This is a genomic window from Streptomyces minutiscleroticus (genome assembly GCF_014650875.1).
Taxonomy (GTDB): Bacteria; Actinomycetota; Actinomycetes; order Streptomycetales; family Streptomycetaceae; genus Streptomyces; species Streptomyces minutiscleroticus.
On sequence record NZ_BMVU01000001.1, the window covers coordinates 508737 to 527987 of the forward strand.

The window sequence follows — 19251 nt, forward strand, 5'->3', positions numbered from 1 at the left end:
AGTGCGCGGGGCCCCGGCGCGCCGGGGCCCCGCGGGTCCGCTACGGCAGCGCCAGCATCCGCTCCAGCGCCAGCTTCGCGAACGCCTCCGTCTCCTTGTCGACCTCGATGCGGTTGACCAGGGTGCCCTCGGCCAGGGACTCCAGGGTCCACACCAGGTGGGGGAGGTCGATGCGGTTCATCGTCGAGCAGAAGCAGACCGTCCGGTCGAGGAAGACGATCTCCTTGCCCTCGGGAGCGAAACGGTTCGCCAGACGGCGGACCAGGTTCAGCTCCGTGCCGATCGCCCACTTGGAGCCGGCCGGGGCCGCCTCCAGCGCCTTGATGATGTACTCCGTGGACCCCACGTAGTCGGCCGCGGCGACGACCTCGTGCCTGCACTCGGGGTGGACGAGGACGTTCACGCCGGGGATGCGCTCGCGCACGTCGTTCACCGAGTCCAGGCTGAACCGGCCGTGCACGGAGCAGTGCCCGCGCCACAGGATCATCCTCGCGTCGCGCAGCTGCTCGGGCGTGAGCCCGCCGCCCGGCTTGTGCGGGTTGTAGACCACGCAGTCGTCCAGGGACATCCCCATGTCCCGCACGGCGGTGTTGCGGCCCAGGTGCTGGTCGGGCAGGAAGAGCACCTTCTCGCCCTGCTCGAACGCCCACTCCAGGGCCCGGCGGGCGTTGGAGGACGTGCAGATCGTGCCGCCGTGCTTGCCGGTGAAGGCCTTGATGTCCGCCGACGAGTTCATGTACGAGACGGGCACGACCTGCTCGGCGATCCCCGCCTCGGTCAGCACGTCCCAGCACTCGGCGACCTGCTCGGCGGTGGCCATGTCGGCCATCGAGCAGCCGGCGGCCAGGTCCGGCAGGACGACCTTCTGGTCGTCGGAGGTCAGGATGTCGGCCGACTCGGCCATGAAGTGCACGCCGCAGAAGACGATGTACTCGGCCTCCGGGCGGGCGGCGGCGTCCCGCGCGAGCTTGAAGGAGTCGCCCGTGACGTCCGCGAACTGGATGACCTCGTCGCGCTGGTAGTGGTGGCCGAGCACGAAGACCTTGTCCCCGAGCTTCTCCTTGGCCGCGCGGGCGCGCTCCACCAGGTCCGGGTCGGACGGCGAGGGGAGGTCGCCGGGGCACTCGACGCCGCGCTCGCTCCTGGGGTCGGCCTCGCGGCCGAGCAGCAGCAGGGCGAGGGGCGTCGGCTCTACGTCGAGCTCCTGGGGCTGGGCGGTGGTCACGACACGCACCCTTTCTGTTCTGCGGTTCGCCGCCCGCTGACCGGTCCGGCGAGACATGTGGGACATGCCTTTTCGTCGAATTGACGTTATCTATCATAACCGCTTCACGTCAGTTTGACGATGGCCATAGCGTCGATGTGACGTGAATCCCGGACGCCTGTCCGCCGCGGCGGTGACGTCGCCCACCGGCCGGTTCTCGCTCCGCGGCGCATGTGCGAGCATGAGGAGGAAGGGCACGGATCGAAAGACGGTGCCCGGCCCGGAATGAATCCGCGGCCCCGCCGGTTGGAACCGTCGGCAAGCAGTCTCCGTACAACCCGGGAGAGATGTAGATGTCCGTATCGGACGAGACCACCACCGTCACCGACGGCATCATCCTGACCGACGCCGCCGCGGCCAAGGTCAAGGCCCTGCTCGACCAGGAAGGCCGTGACGACCTGGCGCTCCGCGTCGCCGTTCAGCCCGGCGGCTGCTCCGGCCTGCGGTACCAGCTCTTCTTCGACGAGCGCTCCCTCGACGGCGACGTCGTCAAGGAGTTCGGCGGCGTGAAGGTCGTCACCGACCGCATGAGCGCCCCGTACCTGGGCGGCGCGTCCATCGACTTCGTGGACACCATCGAGAAGCAGGGCTTCACGATCGACAACCCGAACGCGACGGGTTCCTGCGCCTGCGGCGACTCCTTCAGCTGAGCCGCACCCACCGTGCGCCAAGGCGGCGCCCCCCGTTCCGGGGGGCGCCGCCTTGGCGTGTGAGGTCCGGCGGATCCGCGCGGTCCGGCGGGTCCGGCGCTACTCGGCGCTCCGCGCGGGCGACCCCTTCTCCTCCGGCACCGGCTTGCCGTCCGTGCCGACGACCTCGCGGTCGCCGAGCCCGCGCTCCAGCTCCACCGGCTCGCGGTAGACCCTGGCCACCGCGATGCAGACCTGCCGGTCCCGCTGGGGCTTCCCGCTCACCTCGACCGTCACCTTCTCGGCGCTCTCCCGCACGGTCGCGGTGTAGTCGCTGCACACCCCGCCCGTGAAGCGCAGGGTCAGCTCCTCGCCGTCCACGGTGTACGCCTCCACGTCGACGTCGCGGGGCTCCGACGCGCCGCCCGGCCGCGACGGCTCCCGCTCCGCACCGTCCGGGCCGCCCGACGGGGCCAGGTAGGCGGGGTCGACCGCCGGGCGCGTCACGACGGAGGTGTCCGGCGCGCCCTGCGGCCGCACCTCGAACAGCCAGGACGGCACCAGTGCCGGACGCCCGCCCACGGAGTGCGCGGCCAGGCCGAACGCGGCCTTCTCCACGGTGACCGGAGCGGTCTGCGGCCTCGCCGTCGCCGACGTCTCGCACGGCGCCTGCGTGCCGTCCTCCAGCGGTACGGGACCGGTGCAGCCGCCGATGCCGGCGCGCCCGCGGGCCGCGGACGAGCCGTTCATCGACTCCAGCGTCTCCTGGGCGCCCAGCACCGGATACGTGTCCTTCTCCACCGGGGCCTTCAGCTGCCCGCTGCCCCCGACGACCCGGCCGTCCGCGCCGACCTGGACACCGGTGGTCCAGCCGTACGTCGGCAGCCCGCCGATCTCGGGCTCGGCGTTCACGACGCGCACGGACCCCGTCAGCTGATCCGCGTCCAGCTTCGCCCCGTCCTGGCCCACGGCCTTCAGCACGGGCGCGGCGGCCTCCTTCGCGGTGTCCTCGTCCACCGGGTCGGCCTGCGACGCGCCGGGGCCCTTGCACCTGCCGGGGGTGGCGCAGCCGTTGTCGCCGCCGGGCGCGTACCTGCTGAACGTCCAGGTGCCCGGGGCCCGCTCGCCGACCCGCAGCGTCGGGCCGGAGCCGTCCCCGCCCTCCCCGACGCGCCACGAGCCGCCCTCCGCCCGCGGTGTGCCCGGCACGCCGAGCGCCTTCGCGAGCCGGGCCACCTCGGCCGCGGTGACCTTCCCCTCGGCCCGGTACACGGCCGCCGAGCGGGGGCCGTCGGGAAGGCCGCCCTCGGCGCGGTAGACGGTGCCGTAGGGGTCGGGCTCGCCGGGCGCGATCCCGTTCGCGCCGCCGGCCGGGGCGTCGTCCAGGGCGAGCCGCGGCGGCGCGCCGCCGCCCGCCGGGCCGCCCGGGCCGCCGTCGTCACCGCCGGACGCGGTCGCGGCGACGTACGCCGCACCGCCCGCGACGAGCAGGACCGCGGCCGCGACCGAGGCGACGGCCGCCCTGGAACGCCGCCGGGGCGGCCGGGCCGCTTCGTCCTCGGGCCGCTCGGTGTTCACCGCGTTCACCGCATCGCTCCTTCTGCCGTGCCGCCGGGCCGGGGGAGCCCGGCCCGGCCCGGCCGGGACGCCCCGTCGTGACCGGCGTCCCCTTCACCGGGACGGCGATGGGACGCGGCACGGAAGCGCCCGGTTCCCCGATGCGCCCTTTTCTTGTCGGTGTCCGGTCAGTCGCCGTAGTCGGACATGGCGTCCAGCAGCCGGGCGGAGGCCGGGGGCACGGACACGCCGTGGATGCGGGACGGCGGCACCGGCCGCGGGGCGGTCCGGACGGGCGCCGCCCAGTGCGGGGCCATGCGGACGCAGTCGCCGCGCAGCGCCGCCAGGCCCTCCTCGTGCTCGGGTGAAGCGGAACCGTGGACCTTCGGATGCGTCATGGGGGCACCGTAAGCACCCCGGAGCCAGGAGGAAAAGCCCTACTATCGCGTAGTTTCCCCTGCTTCTGAGCAGGGTGACGACCGGGTAGCGTGAACTGTCAGTCCATCATCCCCGCAGGAGCGTGTCCTCGCCGTGCGTATCGCAGTCACCGGCTCCATCGCCACCGACCACCTCATGACCTTCCCCGGCCGCTTCGCCGACCAGCTCGTCGCGGACCAGTTGCACACGGTCTCCCTGTCCTTCCTGGTCGACAAGTTGAACGTGCGCCGGGGCGGCGTCGGCGCGAACATCGCCTTCGGCATGGGCCAGCTGGGCAGCTCGCCGGTCCTCGTCGGCGCCGCGGGCGCCGACTTCGACGAGTACCGCGCCTGGCTGGACCGGCACGGCGTCGACACCGAGTCGGTGCGCATCTCCGAGACGCTGCACACCGCGCGCTTCGTGTGCACCACGGACGCCGACCACAACCAGATCGGCTCCTTCTACACCGGCGCCATGAGCGAGGCCCGCCTCATCGAGCTGAAGACCGTCGCGGACCGCGTCGGCGGCCTCGACCTGGTCCTGATCGGCGCGGACGACCCGGAGGCGATGCTGCGCCACACGGAGGAGTGCCGCTCCCGCTCCATCCCCTTCGCGGCCGACTTCTCCCAGCAGATCGCCCGTATGGACGGCGAGGAGATCCGGATACTGCTGGACGGGGCGACCTACCTCTTCTCCAACGAGTACGAGAAGGGGCTCATCGAGTCCAAGACCGGCTGGTCCGACGAGGAGATCCTGGGCCGGGTCGGCCACCGCGTGACCACCCTCGGCGCGCGCGGCGTCCGCATCGAGCGCAAGGGCGAGGACCCGATCGAGGTCGGCGTCCCCCAGGAGACCGCCAAGGTCGATCCCACCGGCGTGGGCGACGCCTTCCGCGCCGGCTTCCTGTCCGGCCTGGCCTGGGGCGTCTCCCTGGAGCGCGCCGCCCAGGTCGGCTGCATGCTCGCCACGCTGGTGATCGAGACGCTGGGCACCCAGGAGTACCAGCTGCGCCGCGCCCACTTCATGGAGCGCTTCACCGGGGCCTACGGCGAGGACGCCGCCTCCGAGGTCAAGAAGCACCTGCTCTGAGCCGTACCGCGGGAAGGGGGGAGGGGCGGACACGCTCCTCCCCCCTTCCCGCGGGCCGCTACACCAGGCGGCGCACCACGTACGCCGCGCCCCGCTCCGCCGGCTCCTCGCCGACGTACTCCTGGCCGCGCATCTCGCACCACGCCGGGACGTCCAGGCGCGCGGCCTCGTCGTCGGACAGGACCCGGACCGTGCCGCCCAGGGGCACGTCGCCGATCACCTTCGCCAGCTCGATCACCGGAACGGGGCAGCGCCGGCCGAGCGCGTCCACGACCAGTTCGTCCCCGCGGGGCACGGCCCGCGGCGCGGCCGCCGGGGCGCCCAGCTGGGCGCGGACGGCCGCGACCGCCTCCGGCAGCACCCGCAGGAACCCCTCCACGTCCCCGGCGGCCGTGCCCGGGGGCAGGGACACCCGGACGTTGCCCTCGCTCAGCACCCCCATCGCCTTCAGCACGTGGCTCGGGGTGAGCGTGCTGCTCGTGCAGGACGAGCCGGAGGAGACGGAGTAACCCGCCCGGTCCAACGCGTGCAGCAGGCTCTCGCCGTCCACGTAGAGACAGGAGAACGTGACCAGGTGCGGCAGCCGCCGCTCCGGGTCGCCGACCACCTCCACGTCCGGCACCAGCTCCGGCACCCGGGCGCGGATCCGCTCCGTCAGCTCCCGCAGCCGGGCCGCCTCCGCCGCCGCCTCGGCGCGCACGGCCCGCAGCGAGGCCGCCGCGGCCACGATCGCGGGCAGGTCGGGGAAGCCCGGCGCGCGCCCGGACTCCCGCTCGTCGGCCGGGCCCTGCGGCGCGAACCGCGTCCCCTTGCGCACCACGAGCAGCCCCACCCCCGACGGCCCGCCCCATTTGTGGGCGCTCCCCGTCAGCAGCGACCACGCGCCCTCCACCGGACCCCAGGCCAGCGACTGGGCCGCGTCCACCAGCAGCGGCACCCCGGCCTCCCGGCACGCCTGCGCCACCTCGGCGACCGGCTGCACCGTGCCCACCTCGTGGTTGGCGGACTGCAGGCAGGCCAGCGCGGTGTCCTCGCGCAGCGCGGCGGCGTACGCCTCCGCACCGGCCGCGCCCGCGCGGTCCACCGGCACCTCGGTGACCGTGCCGCCCGCGGCGCGGTGCGTGTCCGCCGAATGGAGCACCGACGAGTGTTCGACGGCGGACACGACCAGGTGCCGCCCGGCCCGGCGCCGCCCGGCCAGCGCCCCGGCGATCCCGGAGTGCACCGCCGTGGTGCCCGAGGAGGTGAAGGCCAGCTCGTCCGGACGGCAGCCCACCGCCTCGGCGGCCGCCTCGCGCGCCGCGTCCAGCAGCAGCCGGGCCCGGCGTCCCTCCCGGTACAGCCGGGCGGGGTCGGCCCAGCCCTCGTCGAGGGAGGCCAGCAGGGCCTGCCGGGCCACGGGGTGCAGGGGGGCGGCGGAGGCGGCGTCGAAGTAGGGCACGGCGACACGCTAACCCCTGGCCCGGACGCCGGTCCCGGGCCGAGGGCCCGTCAGGAGGCGGACCGCCCAGGTCCGTCGGGTGCCGCGATCCCCCCGCGGAATGCCCGCGTCCACCCCTTCGGGGAGTCGGACGGCGCGTTGGGCACCCTCCCCGCGCGACCCCAAATGGCGTCCAGTAGGGTTTGGTCCGCATAAACATCCAAACCCCTGCCCGACGCAGGGCGGCGACCGACCAGCGAGAAGGCCGCAGCCGACCGCGCGGGCGAGACTCTCGGGAAGGCGCTACGTGAGTCCCAACGGCTCCGACCGCTCGCCGCGGCGCCCGATGCGGCGGAAGCTGCTGCAGGCACTGACCGCGGGCCTGGTCCTGGCGACCGCCACCGGTTGCACATACGAGGACTTCCCCCGCCTCGGCATGCCCACCCCGACCACGGAAGAGGCTCCGCGGATCCTCTCCCTGTGGCAGGGTTCCTGGGCCGCCGCGCTCGCCGTCGGCGTGCTGGTGTGGGGCCTGATCCTGTGGAGTGCTTTCTTCCACCGGCGCAGCCGCACCAAGGTCGAGGTACCTCCGCAGACCCGGTACAACATGCCCATCGAGGCGCTGTACACGGTCGTCCCCCTGATCATCGTCTCGGTGCTGTTCTACTTCACCGCCCGTGACGAGTCGAAGCTCCTGGACATGTCCAAGAAGCCCGACGTCACCGTCAACGTCGTCGGCTACCAGTGGAGCTGGGCCTTCAACTACGTCGAGGACGTCGAGGGCTCGACGGGCGACGCGAAGACCGACAAGAACCTGGACGCCATTCCGGACCGGTACAAGAAGGACTTCCCGGCGAACGCGGGCGGCGTCTACGACGCCGGCATCCCCAGCACGCGGAACCCGCAGACGAACAACCCCGGCCCGACCCTCTGGCTGCCCAAGGGCAAGACGGTCCGCTTCGTCCTGACCTCGCGCGACGTCATCCACTCCTTCTGGGTGGTGCCGTTCCTCATGAAGCAGGACGTCATCCCGGGCCACACCAACTCCTTCCAGGTGACCCCCAACAAGGAGGGCACCTTCCTGGGCAAGTGCGCCGAACTCTGCGGCGTCGACCACTCCCGGATGCTCTTCAACGTGAAGGTCGTCTCGCCCGAGCGCTACGAGGCCCACCTCAAGGAGCTCGCCGAGAAGGGCCAGACCGGTTACGTCCCCTCGGGCATTGAGCAGGCGGGCCACGAGAAGAACCGGGAGTCGAACATCCTGTGAGCATCCTCAACGAACCCCAGGGTGCCGCCACCGCAGCAGGCACCTACCAGGACGAAGTGCCGGTCCGGCGTCAGCGCCGCGGTGAGCTCGTCGTCAAGTGGATGACCACCACTGACCACAAGACGATCGGCTCGCTGTACCTGATCACGTCCTTCATCTTCTTCTGCATCGGCGGCGTGATGGCGCTCCTCATGCGCGCCGAGCTGGCCCGTCCGGGCCTGCAGATCATGTCGAACGAGCAGTTCAACCAGGCGTTCACCATGCATGGCACGATCATGCTGCTGATGTTCGCCACCCCGCTGTTCGCCGGCTTCGCGAACTGGATCATGCCGCTGCAGATCGGCGCGCCCGACGTGGCGTTCCCGCGGCTGAACATGTTCGCCTACTGGCTCTACCTGATCGGCTCGACGATCGCGGTGGGCGGCTTCCTCACCCCGCAGGGCGCGGCCGACTTCGGCTGGTTCGCCTACTCCCCGCTGTCGGACGCGGTCCGCTCGCCGGGCGTCGGCGCCGACATGTGGATCATGGGTCTGGCCCTCTCCGGCTTCGGCACGATCCTCGGCGCGGTCAACTTCATCACCACGATCATCTGCATGCGCGCCCCCGGCATGACGATGTTCCGCATGCCGATCTTCACCTGGAACGTGCTGCTCACCGGTGTGCTGGTGCTGCTGGCCTTCCCGGTCCTCGCGGCCGCGCTGTTCGCCCTGGAGGCGGACCGCAAGTTCGGTGCCCACGTCTTCGACGCGGCCAACGGCGGAGCGCTGCTGTGGCAGCACCTCTTCTGGTTCTTCGGCCACCCAGAGGTGTACATCATCGCGCTGCCGTTCTTCGGGATCATCTCCGAGATCATCCCGGTCTTCTCGCGCAAGCCGATGTTCGGCTACATGGGCCTGATCGGCGCCACCATCGCCATCGCCGGCCTGTCCGTGACCGTGTGGGCGCACCACATGTACGTCACCGGCGGCGTGCTCCTGCCGTTCTTCTCCTTCATGACGTTCCTCATCGCCGTCCCCACCGGCGTGAAGTTCTTCAACTGGATCGGCACGATGTGGAAGGGCTCGCTGTCCTTCGAGACGCCGATGCTGTGGACGATCGGCTTCCTGATCACCTTCACCTTCGGCGGTCTGACCGGTGTCATCCTGGCGTCGCCGCCGATGGACTTCCACGTCTCCGACTCGTACTTCGTCGTCGCGCACTTCCACTACGTCGTCTTCGGCACCGTGGTCTTCGCGATGTTCGCCGGCTTCCACTTCTGGTGGCCGAAGTTCACGGGCAAGATGCTGGACGAGCGGCTCGGCAAGATCACCTTCTGGACGCTGTTCATCGGCTTCCACGGCACGTTCCTGGTCCAGCACTGGCTGGGCGCCGAGGGCATGCCGCGCCGGTACGCGGACTACCTCGCGGCCGACGGCTTCACCGCGCTGAACACGATCTCGACGATCAGCTCGTTCCTGCTCGGCCTGTCGATCCTGCCGTTCTTCTACAACGTCTGGAAGACCGCCAAGTACGGCAAGCCCGTCGAGGTCGACGACCCGTGGGGCTACGGCCGGTCGCTGGAGTGGGCCACGTCCTGCCCGCCGCCGCGCCACAACTTCCTGGTCCTGCCGCGGATCCGCAGCGAATCCCCGGCCTTCGACCTGCACCACCCCGAGATCGCCGCGCTCGACCAGCTCGAGAACGTCGGTCACGGTGAGAAGGCCCTCGCGGGTGAGAAGGAGGCCGGCAAGTGAAGATCCAGGGCAAGATGTTCATCTGGCTGGCCGTCTTCATCCTCGTCATGGCGATCGTCTATGGCGTGTGGTCGAAGGAGCCGGCCGGCACCACGGCGCTCTTCCTGGCCTTCGGCCTGAGCATCATGATCGGCTTCTACCTGGCCTTCACGGCCCGGCGGGTCGACGCGGGCGCGCAGGACAACAAGGAGGCCGACGTCGCGGACGACGCCGGTGAGCTGGGCTTCTTCAGCCCGCACAGCTGGCAGCCGCTCTCCCTGGCCGTCGGTGGCGCCCTCGCCTTCCTGGGCGTCGTCTTCGGCTGGTGGCTGATGTTCTTCTCGGCGCCGATCCTGCTGATCGGCCTGTGGGGCTGGGTCTTCGAGTACTACCGCGGTGAGAACCGCACCCAGTAGCACGCGCTGAGCACCGGGAGCCCGGACACTCCGTCAGGAGGTCCGGGCTCCCGTGTTTCCCCCGCGCCCGTCCCCCACACGGATCACTCGCCGCGCCGGGCCCCGGCGGCCTCCCTAGCGTGGGCCCATGAGCCACTCACCGCGCACCCGCACCGTCGTCGGCTGCACCCTGCTGGTGGCCGTCCTCGTCGCGGGCGGCACCGCGTGCGACGAGCGGGGCGGTCACCCGCTCGCGGCCCGGCCGTACGACGCGGCGGACCAGATCGCCTTCGACGGCCCGGTGGGCCGCGGCCGGACGGCCGACCCCGACCGGCCCCTGTCCGTCACCCTCAAGGACGAGAAGGGGCGCATCACGGACGTCACGGCCGCCGACGCCTCGGGGCGCCGCGTGGCGGGCGAGCTGTCCGCCGACGGCAGCCGCTGGCACAGCACCTCGCCGCTCGCCGCGGGGACCCGCTACACGGTCCGCGTGAGCACGGAGAACGAGAGGGGCGAGCCCGGCCGCCGGGTCCTCCTCCTCGACACCAGCGCGCCCACCGCCAGGAAGCGGCTCACCGTCACGTTCGGCCCCGGGCAGGGCACGTTCGGGGTCGGCCAGCCCGTCGTCGCCGAACTCGGCGAGCCCGTCCGGGACAGGGCGGCCCGCGCCGTCGTCGAGCGCGGGCTGCACGTGGAGTCGACGCCCGCGGTGCAGGGCTCCTGGCACTGGGTGGACGACAGGACGCTGCACTACCGCCCCAGGGAGTACTGGCCCGCCCACGCCACCGTGGTGGCCCGCAGCGGCCTGCGGGGCGTCCGGGTGGGCGAGCGGCTGTGGGGCGGCGAGGCGGACCCGCTCGAATTCCGTACCGGCGACCGCGTGGTGGCGGTGACGGACGCCGCCGCGCACACGATGACCGTCCACCGCAACGGCCGGGTCGTACGGCGTATCCCGGTGACCACCGGCAAGCCCGGCTTCGAGACCCGCAACGGCGTCAAGGTGGTGCTCGGCAAGGAGCGCCTCGTACGCATGCGCGGTACGACCATCGGCATCGCGGAGGGCTCCACCGAGTCCTACGACCTGAAGGTGCACTACGCCACCCGGGTGACCTGGAGCGGCGAGTACGTGCACGCGGCGCCCTGGTCGGTGGGGTCGCAGGGCTACGCCAACGTCAGCCACGGCTGCACCGGCATGAGCACCGCCGAGGCGAAGTGGTTCTTCGAGACCGTGCGCGAGGGCGACGTCGTCCAGGTCGTCAACTCCGACGGCGAGACCATGGAGTCCTTCGGCAACGGCTACGGGGACTGGAACCTCGGCTGGGCGGAATGGCGCAAGGGGAGCGCTCTGACGGGTGACGGGGCCCAGGACGGACCCCGTCGCGCGGAGCGTGCGCGGCTGCGCCCGCAGGCCCTCTGAGGGGCCGGGCCCGCCGCCCGCGGGGCGGGGCCCGTCAGGCGCCCACGGCGGTCCGCCGGCGCAGCAGGGCGGCCAGCGCGTCCGCGAACTCCACCGGGTCCACCGGCTGCGTCACGGCGGCGTCCGCACGGCTCCAGGTGGCCAGCCAGGCGTCCTGCGGGCGGCCGATCAGCAGCAGCACGGGCGGGCAGTCGAAGACCTCGTCCTTGATCTGGCGGCACACGCCCATGCCGCCCGCCGGCACGGCCTCGCCGTCCAGGACGCAGACGTCGACCCCGCCCCGCTCCAGCTCCTTCAGGACGGCCGGCAGCGTCGCGCACTCGACGAACTCGACGGCCGGGACGTCGGCGGCCGGCCTGCGGCCCGTCGCCAGCCGGACCTGTTCGCGGGTGGTGGAGTCGTCGCTGTAGACCAGCACCGTGGCGGTCGGCTGCATAGTTCCTCCGTGACTTCGGCGACGTCGGCGTTGTACGGGTGTGTGAACCTTGCGCGGATGCTACTCCCTCCCCCCGCCCGTCGACACCGTCCCGTACGGGGGTCGGCTGGGCCATACGGGCAGGACACACCCCGCAGACACTCCGAACGGCACCCCCCGGAGTGAGGGCGGGATAAGCGACCGACATAATGTCGGTCGTGGCGACAGCAACGACAGTAGAAACCGGGCACGCGCACCCGTCGGTCAATCGACCGAACCTCACCAGCGTCGGAACCATCATCTGGCTGAGTTCCGAGCTGATGTTCTTCGCGGCCCTCTTCGCGATGTACTTCACCCTGCGATCGGTGACCGGTCCCGAGTTCTGGAGCGAGAAGGCCTCGGCCTTGAACTTCCCGTTCTCGGCGACCAACACCACGATCCTGGTGCTCTCCTCCCTCACCTGTCAGCTCGGCGTGTTCGCCGCCGAGCGCGGTGACGTGAAGAAGCTCAGGATGTGGTTCATCGTCACCTTCGTCATGGGCGCGATCTTCATCGGCGGTCAGGTGTACGAGTACACCGAGCTGGTCAAGCACGAGGGCCTCTCGCTCTCGTCCGACCCGTACGGCTCGGTGTTCTACCTGACCACCGGCTTCCACGGCCTGCACGTGACGGGTGGTCTCATCGCCTTCCTGCTGGTCCTCGGCCGCACCTACGCGGCGCGGAGGTTCACCCACGAGCAGGCGACCGCCGCCATCGTCGTGTCCTACTACTGGCACTTCGTCGATGTCGTCTGGATCGGCCTCTTCGCCACGATCTACATGATCAAGTAGCGGGTCCGCTCCCGCACAGTCCAGAAGCACCGACGCAGAAGATCCTGACACCGGGGTAATCCGTGAAAAAGCTCTCCGCACGACGACGCCATCCGCTGGCGGCGGTCGTCGTTCTCCTCCTCGCGCTGGCGGCCACCGGGGGGCTGTACGCCGTGTTCGCGCCCGCGGGCAAGGCACAGGCCGAGGAAACCGCCCAGTCGATGGCCATCGACGAGGGCAAGAAGCTCTATTCCGTCGGCTGTGCCACGTGCCACGGCACCGGGGGTCAGGGCACCTCCGACGGCCCGTCGCTGGTGGGTGTGGGCGCGGCGGCCGTCGACTTCCAGGTCGGCACCGGCCGTATGCCGGCCCAGCAGCCCGGCGCGCAGGTGCCGAAGAAGAAGGTCATCTACACGCAGGCCGAGATCGACCAGCTCGCGGCCTACATCGCTTCGCTGGGCGCCGGTCCCGCCGTGCCGACCGAGGAGAAGTACGGGCCCGAGGGCGCCGACATCGCCGCCGGCGGTGAGCTGTTCCGCACCAACTGCGCCCAGTGCCACAACTTCACCGGCAAGGGCGGCGCGCTGACGAACGGCAAGTTCGCCCCGAACCTCGAAGGCGTCTCCGCGAAGCACATCTACGAGGCCATGCAGACCGGCCCGCAGAACATGCCGTCCTTCCCCGACACCACGCTGTCGGAGAAGAACAAGAAGGACATCATCGCTTACCTCGACGCGGTCAACGGTGACAAGACGGAGAGCGCCGGCGGTCTGGAGCTGGGCGGCCTCGGGCCGGTCAGCGAGGGCCTCTTCGGCTGGATCTTCGGCCTCGGCACCCTGATCGCCGTCGCCGCCTGGGTCGCCGCTCGGACCGCAAAGGCCAAGAAGTCATGAGTAGCCAAGACATTCCCGAGAAGAACCTGCCCGCTGAGCAGGGCCACGCGCACGGCGCGGTGGGCACCGTGGAGGGCGACCCGTTCGCCGACCCCGGCATGCCGCCGCACGAGCACCGGATCCAGGACATCGACGAGCGGGCAGCCAAGCGCTCCGAGCGCGTGGTCGCCCTGCTGTTCACGGTGTCCATGCTGGCCACCATCGGCTTCATCGCCTCCTACGTGGCCATCCCGCACGACAAGTCGATCTACCTCTTCCCGCTCGGGCACATCAGCGCGCAGAACTTCGCGCTGGGCGTGACGCTCGGCGTGGCGCTGTTCACCATCGGCGCGGGCGCGGTCCACTGGGCCCGCACCCTGATGTCCGACGTGGAGATCGCCGACGAGCGCCACGCGATCGAGGCGCCGGCCGAGGTCAGCGAGAAGGTCAAGGCGGACTTCCGGCTGGGTGCCGAGGAGTCGCAGCTGGGCCGCCGCAAGCTGATCCGCAACACGATGTTCGGCGCGCTGGCCCTGGTCCCGCTCTCCGGTGTCGTCCTGCTGCGCGACCTGGGCCCGCTGCCCGAGGAGAAGCTGCGGCACACCATCTGGCGCAAGGGCAAGCTGCTCGTCAACATGAACACCGACGAGCCGCTGCGTCCCTCCGACGTCGCCGTGGGGTCGCTGACCTTCGCCAAGCCCGAGGGCCTGGAGGAGCACGACCACGATTTCCAGAACGAGATCGCCAAGGCGGCCCTGATGATCGTCCGGCTGCAGCCCGACGACATCAAGGACAAGCGGGAACTCGAGTGGTCCCACGAGGGCATCGTGGCGTACTCGAAGATCTGCACCCACGTCGGTTGCCCGATCTCCCTGTACGAGCAGCAGACGCACCACGTGCTCTGCCCCTGCCACCAGTCCACCTTCGACCTCTCCGACGGTGCCCGAGTGATCTTCGGCCCCGCGGGTCACGCCCTGCCGCAGCTGCGCATCGGCGTGAACGATGAGGGCTACCTCGAGGCGCTCGGCGACTTCGAAGAGCCCGTCGGTCCTGCTTTCTGGGAGCGCGGATGAGCACTTCGACCACGACCGACTCGCGCTCGCGCGGGAAAGCCCCGGCCGGCGAGCGGATCGCCGACTGGGCGGACGGCCGGCTCGGGATCTACTCCCTGGCCAAGGCCAACATGCGCAAGATCTTCCCCGACCACTGGTCGTTCATGCTGGGCGAGATCTGCATGTACAGCTTCATCATCATCATCCTCACGGGTGTGTACCTGACGCTGTTCTTCCACCCGTCGATGAACGAGGTGGAGTACCACGGCAGCTACGTCCCGCTGCAGGGCCAGCTGATGAGCGAGGCGTTCAACTCGACGCTGCACATCAGCTTCGAGGTCCGCGGCGGTCTGCTCATCCGGCAGATCCACCACTGGGCCGCGCTGATCTTCATCGCCGGCATGTTCGTGCACATGATGCGCGTGTTCTTCACCGGCGCGTTCCGCAAGCCGCGTGAGATCAACTGGCTGTTCGGCTTCCTGCTGCTCGTCCTGGGCATGTTCACCGGTTTCACCGGCTACTCGCTCCCGGACGACCTGCTCTCCGGCACCGGTGTCCGCTTCACGCAGGGCGCGATCCTGTCCGTGCCGATCGTCGGCACGTACATCTCGATGTTCCTGTTCGGCGGCGAGTTCCCGGGCGGCGACTTCGTGGCCCGCTTCTACTCGATCCACATCCTGCTGCTGCCGGGCATCATGCTCGGCCTGATGGTGGCGCACCTGATCCTGGTCTTCTACCACAAGCACACGCAGTTCGCGGGTCCCGGCAAGACCAACACCAACGTGGTGGGCATGCCCCTGCTGCCGGTGTACATGGCGAAGGCCGGAGGCTTCTTCTTCCTGGTCTTCGGCGTGATCGCGCTCATCGCGGGCATCGCCTCGATCAACCCGATCTGGGCCCTGGGCCCGTACCGCCCGGACCAGGTGTCCACCGGCGCCCAGCCCGACTGGTACATGGGCTTCGCCGAGGGTCTGGTCCGCGCCATGCCGGGCTGGGAGATCAACTTCTGGGGCCACACGCTCGTCCTGGGCGTGTTCATCCCGCTGGTCCTCTTCGGGCTGCTGCTGGGCGTCATCGCCGTCTACCCGTTCATCGAGTCCTGGGTCACCGGCGACAAGCGCGAGCACCACATCCTGGACCGCCCGCGCAACGCGCCGACCCGCACGGCTTTCGGCGTCGCCTGGGCCACCGCCTACCTGGTGGGTCTGCTCGGCGGTGGCAACGACATCATCGCGACGCACTTCCACATGTCGCTGAACGCGGTCACCTGGTTCGTCCGCATCGCGTTCTTCGTCGGCCCGGTCGTCGCGTTCATCATCACCAAGCGGATCTGCCTCGGCCTGCAGCGCCGCGACAAGGAGAAGGTGCTGCACGGCCGCGAGTCGGGCATCATCAAGCGCCTGCCGCACGGTGAGTTCATCGAGGTGCACGAGCCGCTCAGCCAGGAGCAGCTGCACACCCTCACGGCGCACGAGCAGTACAAGCCCGCCGAGATCGGCCCGACGGTCGACGAGAACGGCGTCGAGCGCAAGGTCAAGCGCTCGGAGAAGCTGCGGGCGAAACTGAGCGAGTCCTACTACGGCGAGGACAGCCAGATCGCCAAGCCGACCGCCGAGGAGTACCGGGAGATCACCAGCGGCCACGGCCACCACTGACCCCCCGGCCGTGAACGGCCACTGATCACCGTCGATCGCCACGGCGAGGGCCCCGTCCAGTGCATGGACGGGGCTCTTCGCCGTTCCGGGGGCCGATAGGGTGGAGCCGTCCCGCCGGCGCCCCGCACGCGCCGCGGAGAACCCGTTGGATGTCCCGTGAGCGGGACGGACCCCAGGAGCGGCCGATGAGCGCTGTGACCCCCGCTGGAGGCGACACCACGGCGGGCCGTTCCTGGCCCCGGGTGCTGAACGGACTGCTCGACGGCCGCGACCAGAGCGCCGCCGACACGGCCTGGGCGATGGACCGCATCATGCGCGGCGAGGCGACGGACGTGCAGATCGCCGGGTTCGCGGTGGCGCTGCGGGCCAAGGGCGAGACGGTCGACGAGATCACCGGCCTGGTCCGGGCGATGTACGAGCACGCCAACGTGATCGAGGTACCGGGGCGGACCGTCGACATCGTCGGCACGGGCGGCGACGGCGCCAGGACCGTCAACATCTCCACCATGTCCGCGATCGTCGTCGCCGGCACGGGCGCGAAGGTCGTCAAGCACGGCAACCGCGCGGCCTCCTCTGCCTCCGGCGCCTCCGACGTCCTGGAGAAGCTCGGCGTCAATCTGGAGCTGACCCCGAAGCGGGTCGCCGAGGTCGCCGAGGAGGCCGGGATCACCTTCTGCTTCGCGGTGAAGTTCCACCCCGCCCTGCGCCACGTGGGCGTGGCCCGCGGCCAGCTCGGCATCCGGACCGTCTTCAACTTCCTCGGCCCGCTCACCAACCCCGCGCGCGTGAAGGCGCAGGCGGTGGGCGTCGCCGACCCGCGCATGGCGCCCATCGTGGCCGGCGTCTTCGCCGAGCGCGGCCACTCCTCGCTGGTCTTCCGCGGCGACGACGGCCTCGACGAGCTGACCACCACGTCGACCTCCCGGGTGTGGGTCGTGCGCGACGGGCAGGTGCGCGAGGAGACCTTCGACCCGCGCGACGTCGGCATCGACCTGGTCCCCGTGGAGGCCCTGCGCGGAGCCGACGCCTCGTACAACGCGGACGTGGCCCGCCGCCTGCTGAACGGCGAGAAGGGGCCCGTACGGGACGCGGTGCTGCTCAACTCGGCCGCCGCCCTGGCCGCCCTGGAGCCGGGCGAGGGCCCGCTCGCCGAGCAGATCCGCGCGGGCATGGAGAGGGCCGCCGAGTCCATCGACTCGGGCGCGGCGGCGCGGACGCTGGAGCGCTGGGTGGCGGCCACCAACGCGTGACGCCCCGGCGGTCCGCCGCCGGGGTCCGGCACGCGCTCCCGGCGGGGCGCGTGCCGGACGGAAGCGCCCGCGGGACGAGGCGCTGTACGCGAGAGGCGCTGCGCGAACCGCAGACCTCCTGCGGCCCCTTCACGCCCGGAGCCGCCGCACCGGGCGGCCGGTCCCGGCCGTCCGCGGGCCCCTGCCCGGACGCCGTCCCGGGATCCGGACAGGGGTTGCGGGCGACGATCACTTGTCGTACGTTCGGCGGCAGGTCATGAGCGACAGCCATGAGGCCCCGGCCGGCTGTCCGGCAACCCTCCGTCCGTGGCGGGGTGCCCCGGGTGAGGACCAGGCCGTGGACAGCAAGGTCCGCGGCAAGCGCGGACCCCTCGCGTCACCAGGGGTCCTGGTCGTTCGAGGGAGCCTTCCGTGAGCAAGCGAATGCGCTAGGGCGTCGAGCCCCGCCTCCGCATCCTCCGTTCCGTCACCTCGTGTGCACCCCTGCGCCGTCGACGTCCCCCCGCGCGGACCGTCCGGCGTACGGACACACCTGCCTTCTCACGGGAGTTCGCCATGTCCGCACCCACCGCTGCCACCGCCGCCCCCGCCACCGCTTCCGGCGCCGACCGCTGCGTGCGCGCCCCGCTGCCCGTCCTCGGCCGCGACGTCACCGTCCCGCTCGTCACCGGCGGCGAGGTCGCCTACGCCGCGCTCGACTACGCCGCCAGCGCCCCGGCCCTGCAGCGGGTCTGGGACGACGTCGCCGCGTACGCCCCGTACTACGGCAGCGTGCACCGCGGCGCCGGGTACCTCTCGCAGCTGTCCACCGACCTGTTCGAGAACGCCCGCCGGACGGTCGCGGAGTTCCTCGGCTGCCGCGACGGCGACCAGGTCGTCTTCACCCGGTCCACCACCGACTCCCTGAACCTGCTGGCCGCCGCGCTGCCCGCCGGCTGCGAGGTCCTCGTCTTCGAGACCGAGCACCACGCCTCGCTGCTGCCCTGGCGCGGCGCCCGGGTGACGTACCTGGACGCCCCCCGCACCCCGGACGAGGCCGTGGACGCCCTGGAGCGCGCCCTCGCCGGCCGCGAGCCCCACGGACCCGCCCTGGTGTGCGTCACCGGCGCCTCCAACGTCACCGGCGAGCTGTGGCCGGTGCGCGAACTGGCCGCCGCCGCGCACGCGCACGGCGCCCGCATCGTGCTCGACGCCGCGCAGCTCGCCCCGCACCACCCGGTGTCCGTGACGGACCTGGACGTCGACTGGGTCGCCTTCTCCGGGCACAAGCTGTACGCGCCCTTCGGCTCCGGGGTCCTGGCCGGCCGCGCCGACTGGCTGCGCGAGGCCGAGCCGTATCTCGCGGGCGGCGGCGCCTCCCGCACGGTCTCCCGGCGCGCGGACGGCGGCGTGGACGTCGAGTGGCACGACGGCGCCGCCCGCCACGAGGCCGGCTCCCCGAACGTCATCGGCGCCCACGCCGTCGCCTCCGCCTGCAAGGCGCTCACCGAGGAGGGCTTCGAGAACCTCGTCGCCCGCGAGCGCCACCTGATCGGGAAGGTGCGCACGGGCCTGGCCGCGGTCCCCGGGGTACGGATCCTGTCGCTCTTCGGCGACGACGCCCCGCGCGTCGGCGTCATCAGCTTCGTCGTCGAGGGCTGGAACAGCTCGCACTTCGCCGCCGCGCTCTCCGCCGAGTACGGCATCGGCGTCCGCGACGGCCTGTTCTGCGCCCACCCGCTGGTGCGCATCCTGCTGGGCGGCGACCCGCAGGCGCAGGGGGAGTGCGGCGCCCCCGAGGCCGCGCCCGGCGAGAAGTCCCTCAACGCCGTGCGGGTGAGCTTCGGCGCGGGCACGCCGGACGAGCACGTGGAGCGGTTCGTGCGCGCGACGGCCGAACTGGTCGCCCAGGGCGCGCAGTGGGACTACCGCACGCAGGACGGCCGCTGCGTGCCGGTCGTCTGACCTGCCTGCCCCTTCCCCCGGCGGCCCCCGGCCGCTCACCGGGCGCCCCGCGCGGTCCGTGCCGTCCCGGCGCGGGCCGCGGGACCC

General features: G+C 71.5%; 17 protein-coding genes and 1 riboswitch. Of the genes, 12 read left to right on the forward strand and 5 right to left on the reverse strand.

What is annotated here, in order from left to right:
• Positions 1 to 40: 40 nt before the first annotated feature.
• Complete coding sequence (gene nadA, locus IE271_RS02000) at positions 41 to 1225, reverse strand: quinolinate synthase NadA (protein WP_190188332.1); 1185 nt, start codon at positions 1223 to 1225, stop codon at positions 41 to 43.
• Positions 1226 to 1557: 332 nt separating this feature from the next.
• Between nadA and erpA the strand changes: the two genes are divergently transcribed.
• Positions 1558 to 1914, forward strand: coding sequence for an iron-sulfur cluster insertion protein ErpA (gene erpA, locus IE271_RS02005; RefSeq protein WP_067280313.1), 357 nt, complete (start codon positions 1558 to 1560; stop codon positions 1912 to 1914).
• 99 nt (positions 1915 to 2013) lie between these two features.
• Here erpA and IE271_RS02010 read toward each other — a convergent pair whose 3' ends face one another.
• Both IE271_RS02010 and IE271_RS02015 read right to left on the reverse strand, forming a co-directional pair.
• The gene (locus IE271_RS02010) at positions 2014 to 3480 is read right to left on the reverse strand and encodes a hypothetical protein (protein WP_308435147.1); all 1467 of its coding nucleotides are present in this window, start codon (positions 3478 to 3480) and stop codon (positions 2014 to 2016) included.
• A 158-nt stretch (positions 3481 to 3638) separates the two neighbouring features.
• Positions 3639 to 3848, reverse strand: coding sequence for a hypothetical protein (locus IE271_RS02015; protein ID WP_190188333.1), 210 nt, complete (start codon positions 3846 to 3848; stop codon positions 3639 to 3641).
• 133 nt (positions 3849 to 3981) lie between these two features.
• On the opposite strand from IE271_RS02015, the gene IE271_RS02020 reads away from it, so the two are divergent.
• Entirely contained in the window at positions 3982 to 4956 is a 975-nt protein-coding gene (locus tag IE271_RS02020) for a carbohydrate kinase family protein (RefSeq protein WP_190188334.1), read from the forward strand.
• Between the two features lie 58 nt (positions 4957 to 5014).
• On the opposite strand, the gene IE271_RS02025 is transcribed toward IE271_RS02020, so the two are convergent.
• Positions 5015 to 6397: a cysteine desulfurase/sulfurtransferase TusA family protein gene (locus tag IE271_RS02025; RefSeq protein ID WP_190188335.1), complete on the reverse strand. Its 1383-nt coding sequence runs from the start codon at positions 6395 to 6397 to the stop codon at positions 5015 to 5017.
• Between the two features lie 286 nt (positions 6398 to 6683).
• Here IE271_RS02025 and ctaC point away from each other — a divergent pair, with 286 nt between their 5' ends.
• The 4 genes from ctaC to IE271_RS02045 all read left to right on the forward strand — a co-directional run bounded on the left by ctaC (position 6684) and on the right by IE271_RS02045 (position 11167).
• A complete protein-coding gene (gene ctaC / locus IE271_RS02030; RefSeq protein WP_190188336.1) occupies positions 6684 to 7643 on the forward strand; it encodes an aa3-type cytochrome oxidase subunit II in 960 nt (319 codons plus the stop codon).
• On the forward strand, positions 7640 to 9376 hold the full coding sequence (ctaD, locus tag IE271_RS02035; RefSeq protein WP_190188337.1) for an aa3-type cytochrome oxidase subunit I: 1737 nt from the start codon (positions 7640 to 7642) through the stop codon (positions 9374 to 9376). The genes ctaC and ctaD overlap by 4 nt, the downstream gene beginning before the upstream one ends.
• The gene (locus IE271_RS02040; RefSeq protein WP_190188338.1) at positions 9373 to 9771 is read left to right on the forward strand and encodes a cytochrome c oxidase subunit 4; all 399 of its coding nucleotides are present in this window, start codon (positions 9373 to 9375) and stop codon (positions 9769 to 9771) included. The genes ctaD and IE271_RS02040 overlap by 4 nt, the downstream gene beginning before the upstream one ends.
• Positions 9772 to 9898: 127 nt before the next feature.
• Entirely contained in the window at positions 9899 to 11167 is a 1269-nt protein-coding gene (locus IE271_RS02045; RefSeq protein WP_190188339.1) for a L,D-transpeptidase, read from the forward strand.
• A 34-nt stretch (positions 11168 to 11201) separates the two neighbouring features.
• Here IE271_RS02045 and IE271_RS02050 read toward each other — a convergent pair whose 3' ends face one another.
• Entirely contained in the window at positions 11202 to 11603 is a 402-nt protein-coding gene (locus tag IE271_RS02050) for a response regulator transcription factor (protein WP_190188340.1), read from the reverse strand.
• A gap of 188 nt (positions 11604 to 11791) precedes the next feature.
• On the opposite strand from IE271_RS02050, the gene ctaE reads away from it, so the two are divergent.
• The 6 genes from ctaE (at position 11792) to IE271_RS02080 (ending at position 19164) form a co-directional block, all read left to right on the forward strand.
• Positions 11792 to 12412, forward strand: a complete 621-nt coding sequence (gene ctaE, locus IE271_RS02055; protein WP_190188341.1) for an aa3-type cytochrome oxidase subunit III — start codon at positions 11792 to 11794, stop codon at positions 12410 to 12412.
• A 62-nt stretch (positions 12413 to 12474) separates the two neighbouring features.
• Positions 12475 to 13284, forward strand: a complete 810-nt coding sequence (gene qcrC, locus IE271_RS02060; RefSeq protein WP_190188342.1) for a cytochrome bc1 complex diheme cytochrome c subunit — start codon at positions 12475 to 12477, stop codon at positions 13282 to 13284.
• Positions 13281 to 14336 carry a cytochrome bc1 complex Rieske iron-sulfur subunit gene (qcrA, locus tag IE271_RS02065; RefSeq protein WP_190188343.1) on the forward strand — a complete coding sequence of 352 codons (1056 nt, stop codon included), beginning with the start codon at positions 13281 to 13283 and terminating at the stop codon, positions 14334 to 14336. Before qcrC ends, qcrA begins: the two co-directional genes overlap by 4 nt.
• Positions 14333 to 15970 (forward strand): cytochrome bc1 complex cytochrome b subunit, encoded by a 1638-nt coding sequence (qcrB, locus tag IE271_RS02070; RefSeq protein ID WP_190188344.1) that lies wholly within the window; start codon positions 14333 to 14335, stop codon positions 15968 to 15970. Before qcrA ends, qcrB begins: the two co-directional genes overlap by 4 nt.
• Positions 15971 to 16155: 185 nt before the next feature.
• On the forward strand, positions 16156 to 17220 hold the full coding sequence (gene trpD / locus IE271_RS02075; RefSeq protein ID WP_190188345.1) for an anthranilate phosphoribosyltransferase: 1065 nt from the start codon (positions 16156 to 16158) through the stop codon (positions 17218 to 17220).
• Between the two features lie 252 nt (positions 17221 to 17472).
• Positions 17473 to 17589, forward strand: a riboswitch (SAM riboswitch).
• 186 nt (positions 17590 to 17775) lie between these two features.
• The gene (locus IE271_RS02080) at positions 17776 to 19164 is read left to right on the forward strand and encodes an aminotransferase class V-fold PLP-dependent enzyme (RefSeq protein ID WP_229919078.1); all 1389 of its coding nucleotides are present in this window, start codon (positions 17776 to 17778) and stop codon (positions 19162 to 19164) included.
• Positions 19165 to 19251 lie beyond the last annotated feature (87 nt).

Bases quoted from the DNA above. Each gene is read 5' to 3' on its own strand.
- erpA (WP_067280313.1), top strand. From the start codon at position 1,558: ATGTCCGTATCGGACGAGACCACCACCGTCACCGACGGCATCATCCTG.
- IE271_RS02015 (WP_190188333.1), bottom strand. From the start codon at position 3,848: ATGACGCATCCGAAGGTCCACGGTTCCGCTTCACCCGAGCACGAGGAG.
- IE271_RS02045 (WP_190188339.1), top strand. From the start codon at position 9,899: ATGAGCCACTCACCGCGCACCCGCACCGTCGTCGGCTGCACCCTGCTG.
- IE271_RS02050 (WP_190188340.1), bottom strand. From the start codon at position 11,603: ATGCAGCCGACCGCCACGGTGCTGGTCTACAGCGACGACTCCACCACC.
- ctaE (WP_190188341.1), top strand. From the start codon at position 11,792: ATGTCGGTCGTGGCGACAGCAACGACAGTAGAAACCGGGCACGCGCAC.
- qcrA (WP_190188343.1), top strand. From the start codon at position 13,281: ATGAGTAGCCAAGACATTCCCGAGAAGAACCTGCCCGCTGAGCAGGGC.
- qcrB (WP_190188344.1), top strand. From the start codon at position 14,333: ATGAGCACTTCGACCACGACCGACTCGCGCTCGCGCGGGAAAGCCCCG.
- trpD (WP_190188345.1), top strand. From the start codon at position 16,156: ATGAGCGCTGTGACCCCCGCTGGAGGCGACACCACGGCGGGCCGTTCC.
- IE271_RS02080 (WP_229919078.1), top strand. From the start codon at position 17,776: ATGTCCGCACCCACCGCTGCCACCGCCGCCCCCGCCACCGCTTCCGGC.